This is a genomic window from Paenarthrobacter sp. CM16 (genome assembly GCF_013179505.1).
In the GTDB taxonomy this organism is placed as follows: Bacteria; Actinomycetota; Actinomycetes; order Actinomycetales; family Micrococcaceae; genus Arthrobacter.
The window spans coordinates 1-4,186 of the sequence record NZ_JABMCX010000356.1 but is presented as its reverse complement, the minus strand read 5'-3'; the positions used below and the strand labels follow the sequence as shown (position 1 = coordinate 4,186).

6 protein-coding genes and 1 pseudogene are annotated in these 4,186 nt (G+C 62.5%); 2 read left to right on the top strand and 5 right to left on the bottom strand.

The window, feature by feature from the left end:
* Nucleotides 1-1,219: 3-phosphoshikimate 1-carboxyvinyltransferase (gene aroA, locus HP499_RS21570; RefSeq protein ID WP_172326152.1), on the bottom strand; the 1,219-nt coding region annotated here is incomplete at its 3' end.
* 6 nt (nt 1,220-1,225) lie between these two features.
* Nucleotides 1,226-1,741 carry a DoxX family membrane protein gene (locus tag HP499_RS21565; protein ID WP_172326151.1) on the bottom strand — a complete coding sequence of 172 codons (516 nt, stop codon included), beginning with the start codon at nt 1,739-1,741 and terminating at the stop codon, nt 1,226-1,228.
* 180 nt (nt 1,742-1,921) lie between these two features.
* Here HP499_RS21565 and HP499_RS21560 point away from each other — a divergent pair, with 180 nt between their 5' ends.
* Complete coding sequence (locus HP499_RS21560; protein ID WP_305849759.1) at nt 1,922-2,716, top strand: sigma-70 family RNA polymerase sigma factor; 795 nt, start codon at nt 1,922-1,924, stop codon at nt 2,714-2,716.
* Entirely contained in the window at nt 2,713-2,973 is a 261-nt protein-coding gene (rsrA, locus tag HP499_RS21555; RefSeq protein ID WP_026540100.1) for a mycothiol system anti-sigma-R factor, read from the top strand. The genes HP499_RS21560 and rsrA overlap by 4 nt, the downstream gene beginning before the upstream one ends.
* Nucleotides 2,974-3,075: 102 nt before the next feature.
* Here rsrA and HP499_RS25590 read toward each other — a convergent pair whose 3' ends face one another.
* The 3 genes and pseudogenes from HP499_RS25590 to HP499_RS21545 form a co-directional block, all read right to left on the bottom strand.
* Nucleotides 3,076-3,150, bottom strand: a complete 75-nt coding sequence (locus tag HP499_RS25590) for a 50S ribosomal protein bL37 (RefSeq protein ID WP_369299106.1) — start codon at nt 3,148-3,150, stop codon at nt 3,076-3,078.
* A gap of 113 nt (nt 3,151-3,263) precedes the next feature.
* Entirely contained in the window at nt 3,264-3,878 is a 615-nt protein-coding gene (locus tag HP499_RS21550) for a PadR family transcriptional regulator (RefSeq protein WP_172326150.1), read from the bottom strand.
* Nucleotides 3,878-4,186: pseudogene (locus tag HP499_RS21545) on the bottom strand (hypothetical protein); the annotation flags it as partial. The gene HP499_RS21550 and the pseudogene HP499_RS21545, both read right to left, overlap by 1 nt.

The following is a 4,186-nucleotide window of genomic DNA, read 5'->3' as shown; positions in this document are numbered from 1 at the left end:
GGTGGTCCGCGTAGCTGTGGACCACCCCTGCACGCAGGGCGGCGGGGCGGATGATGAGGCCGTCGGCAGTCTCCTCGGCGTCGCCTCCCAGCGAGTTGATTTCATGGACAAGTGCCGCGAGCCGGTCTGTCTCATGACCCCGGAGATGGGCAATTCCGGTGAGTCGGGACGGGCTGTCAGCCAGAGCGCACAAGGCGGCCACCGTGGGTGCGAGTTCGCTGGTTTCGTCGAAGTCGGCGCCCTTGATGACGGGCCCGCCCGTCACCGAGAGTGTCCCTTCCTCCAAGGTAACCGTGGCCCCCATGGTGGCGAGGATGGTCCGCCACATATCGCCAACCTGCGTGGTGCCCGCCGGCCAATTGGTGACCCGCACTGTGCCTTGTGTTGCCAGGGCGGCGGCCAGGAAGGGCCCGGCGTTGGAAAGGTCCTGCTCGATCCTCTGGTCAAAGGCCCGGATGGGGCCGGGAGAGACCACCCAGTGATTGGGCACGGAGTCGTCCACCTGGACACCCACACTGCGGAGTACCTCCACGGTCATGGTGATGTGGTCCAGGCTGGGGACGGGCTTGCCGACGTGCTCCAGATGGAGTCCTTCGGTGAACCGAGCACCCACCAACAGCAGGGCGGAGACAAACTGCGACGAAGCACTGGCATCGATCACCAGGTGGCCGCCCCGGACTTCGCCCGTACCGTCCACAGCAAAAGGAAGGGCCGACGGCGTCCTGCCGCCTTCTGCCGCCACCGGAACGCCGAGGGCGATCAACGCCTCGATGATGGTTCCCATGGGCCTGTTGCGTGCATGCGGGTCTCCGTCGAAGACCGTAGTTCCATTCCGCAGTGCAGCCAGCGGAGGAACGAACCGCATGACGGTGCCGGCCAAGCCGCAATCAATGGCCGTTTCGGCCCCTGTTGCACCGGGATCCATCGGTGCGATGTGAAGGTCGGGGCCGTAGTCGCCGTCGCCGGGGACTTCCCTGACCGTGGCACCCAGTTGCCGCAAGGCTTGGATCATGAGTGCGGAGTCACGGGAATGCAGGGGAGCCCGAAGCCGTGAGGGACCATCCGCCAAAGCCGCCAACACCAGGAACCGGTTGGTCAGCGACTTTGAACCAGGTACCGTCACCGTGGCGTCCACGGGCCCGCTGGCGTAGGGGGCCGGCCAGAGTGGCAGTGCCGTGGCCTCGGTTGATCCGGTGTTTTCGGCGGTGGTACCTGTCATGCTTCCTTATGCTCCAACTGCGTTGTCTACGGCCTTGCGTACTGCTTTATCTGCCCGCTTGATCTGCTTGCCCGTCACCTTTTTGGCATCCGCGGCCAGGTGTTCTGCGCGCCAGGCAATGCTGGGACGTCCGGCGGTGTCAACTGCGGCAAGCAGGACTCCGCCCGTCAGCGAAATGTTCTTCAGCAGCTGGGCCTTGCGGGCGCTGCGGCCTTCCTTGGAACTGATGTCCGCGGAGCGCCATTCGACGTAGGAGTTCAGGGCGGAGGTGATAGCCAGGACCGTTGCGGCGAAACGGGAGAGCTTTCCCAGGCCGAGCAATGCGCCGGCCCCCAGCTGGGCGCCGCCGATGACCCGCGCCAGGGTCTTCTCATCGGTCTTGAAAGGCAGTGATTCCGAGGCCCGGCGAAGGACGGGCGAAAGCTGCTTTGCGGTGTCGTCCGCGTTCCTGAGCTTGTCCAGACCTGCTACGACGAAGCTGGACGCGAGCATGGGCCGCGCGAGAAAACGGATAACAGACATGTCTTGCCTCCTGGATGGCTTGCCACACTATGTCAGTGAGTTTTGGTTTCAGCGGGTGCAGTCTGCTCTAGTCTTGCACCTTTGCGGAATATTTACCCAGCGGCGGCCGTTGTGAACTAGTGGTGCGGTGGAGACCGTGCCGCGGCAAGGTGTTGCCGCTTGGTGAACGGAGTTGATTTTTTGACTTTGGTTAAGGACCGTGTGGTTCTACCGGAGCACGGGTACGGCACGCAGCCGGATTCCCCGCAGCTGACAGTAGACTTGGCAACGATGAGCACCACGGAACCGGCCGCAGCGGCCATGCACCAGGCGGCCGGCGCGGAAGACGCAGCGGCCGCACCCGACGTCGACGTCGCTTCGGAGAGTCCCGAGCAACGGCGGGCGCGTTTCGAGCGCGACGCCATGCAGTATGTGGACCAGTTGTATTCGGCAGCCATGAGAATGGCCCGGAACCCTTCCGATGCGGAGGACCTGGTCCAGGAGGCGTACACCAAGGCATTTTCGGCTTTCCATCAATACAAGCCGGGAACCAACCTCAAAGCATGGCTGTACCGCATTCTGACCAACACCTATATCAACCTTTATCGGAAGCGGCAGCGCGAGCCGTTGCAGTCCAACTCGGACACGATCGAGGATTGGCAGCTGGCCAAGGCGGAGTCCCACACTTCCGCTGGCCTGAGGTCCGCGGAAACCGAGGCGCTGGACCACTTGCCGGACTCTGATGTCAAAAACGCCTTGCAGTCCATTCCAGAGGAATTTCGGCTGGCTGTTTATTTCGCGGACGTCGAGGGCTATGCGTATAAGCAGATATCAGAAATCATGAATACTCCCATCGGCACGGTCATGTCACGGTTGCACCGCGGCAGGAAGATGCTGCGGGACATGCTGGCGGACTACGCCACCGAACGGGGCTTCAGGGCCCAAACCGAAGATCAGGCCGCGGCCGGAAGCAACAATCAGGAGAAAGAGAAATGAGCGACTGCCAGGGATTGGGCGATTGCGACGATACGCGAATGCAGCGGATCTACGAGTACCTCGACGGCGCGTTGACCCGCGAGGACCTCGGCGAGATCAAGCAGCACTTGGATACTTGCGAGGAATGCTCAGAGCAGTATGACCTTGAATGCCTCATCCGTACCATGGTGAAGCGCTCGTGCACTGAATCAGCGCCGGAGAACCTTAAGAACTCAATTCTGGACAGGATCCACTCCATCAAGCCGGTAGAAGCCTGATCAAAACCGCTGGGCAAAAATGGGCGTGAAACGCCAAGGGCCCCGGAAACCGCATGGTTTCCGGGGCCCTCGCTCTTAAGCCTGTGACACTAAGCCGCTGGCTTAGGTGTTGGGACGCTTGCCGTGGTTCGCGCCGCCGCGCTTACGGTCACGACGCTTACGTGCACGCTTGCTCATAGCTGGCCTCCTTCAATGATTGATACTCAATAGAGCTGCCCTCCAGTTTCGCACATCAGGGTGCCGGCTCGCGAACCGGGAACGGCTCTGCGTAGATCCGGTCCGGCTGGAGATCAGTTCTGCAACGAATTCCTGATCGAGATGCGGGCCTGATCCAGCACCGTGCGCACCGTTTCGAGTGCCACCGGCGTCAATGGATGTGTGGCCCCGTGTTGGCGCAGCTCGACACGTATGTCATCCCTGAAAGCCTGAACCATCAGCTCGGCTTCCTTCAACATGCGCTGGCCCTCCGGGGTGTAGCCGGAGGCACGGCTACGGAAAGCGGCGGAGGTCGCATTGGTGCGCGCCGCCTCCGCGGTGGCAGCCAGGTCTGCCCGCAGGCCACGCATATTGGTCCTGATGTCTTCCCGAAGGTTGTCGGCGAGCCGCCTGACCGAAGCCGAGATGGTGTCCTCGACGCCCGCCAGTTCCTCCCGCCGTCCATCAAGTTCAGCGCGGCCCGCATCGGTGATGAAGTACTTCGTCCGGCGCCCCTCCGTTCCGGTGGCCACCAGCCCCTCTTCTTCGAGCTTGCTCAGGCGCGGGTAGATGGTTCCGGCGCTGGGGGAGTAGGTGCCTCCGAACCGGTCGCTGAGAGCCTTGATCAGTTCGTATCCGTGTTTGGGGCCGGCCTCGAGTAGGGCCAGCAGGTAGAGGCGTAGCGCTCCATGGGCAAAGACGGGAGGCATCAGAGGCCCGCTTCCCCGGGGACCTGGTGGTTGTTCTCCGGTTCAGGGGCCGAGCCGTGCATGATGTACGTCTTGCCGGAGACCGTGTTGGTGCGCACCAACATGAGCTTCTCGTCAGGGCCTACGATCGTGTGCACGTTACTGCCGGGCTGGGCATAAAGTTGGTCGTCGATCACCACAGTTCCGCTGGCGGATTTCGCCACGATGTCCAGGCCTACGTCGTGTGGCAGCCTGATGGTCAGGTCGCCGGAGACGGAGTTGGCGCCGAGGTCGTTGGTGTAGTCCTGAAGATCGAAACTAAGGTCGCC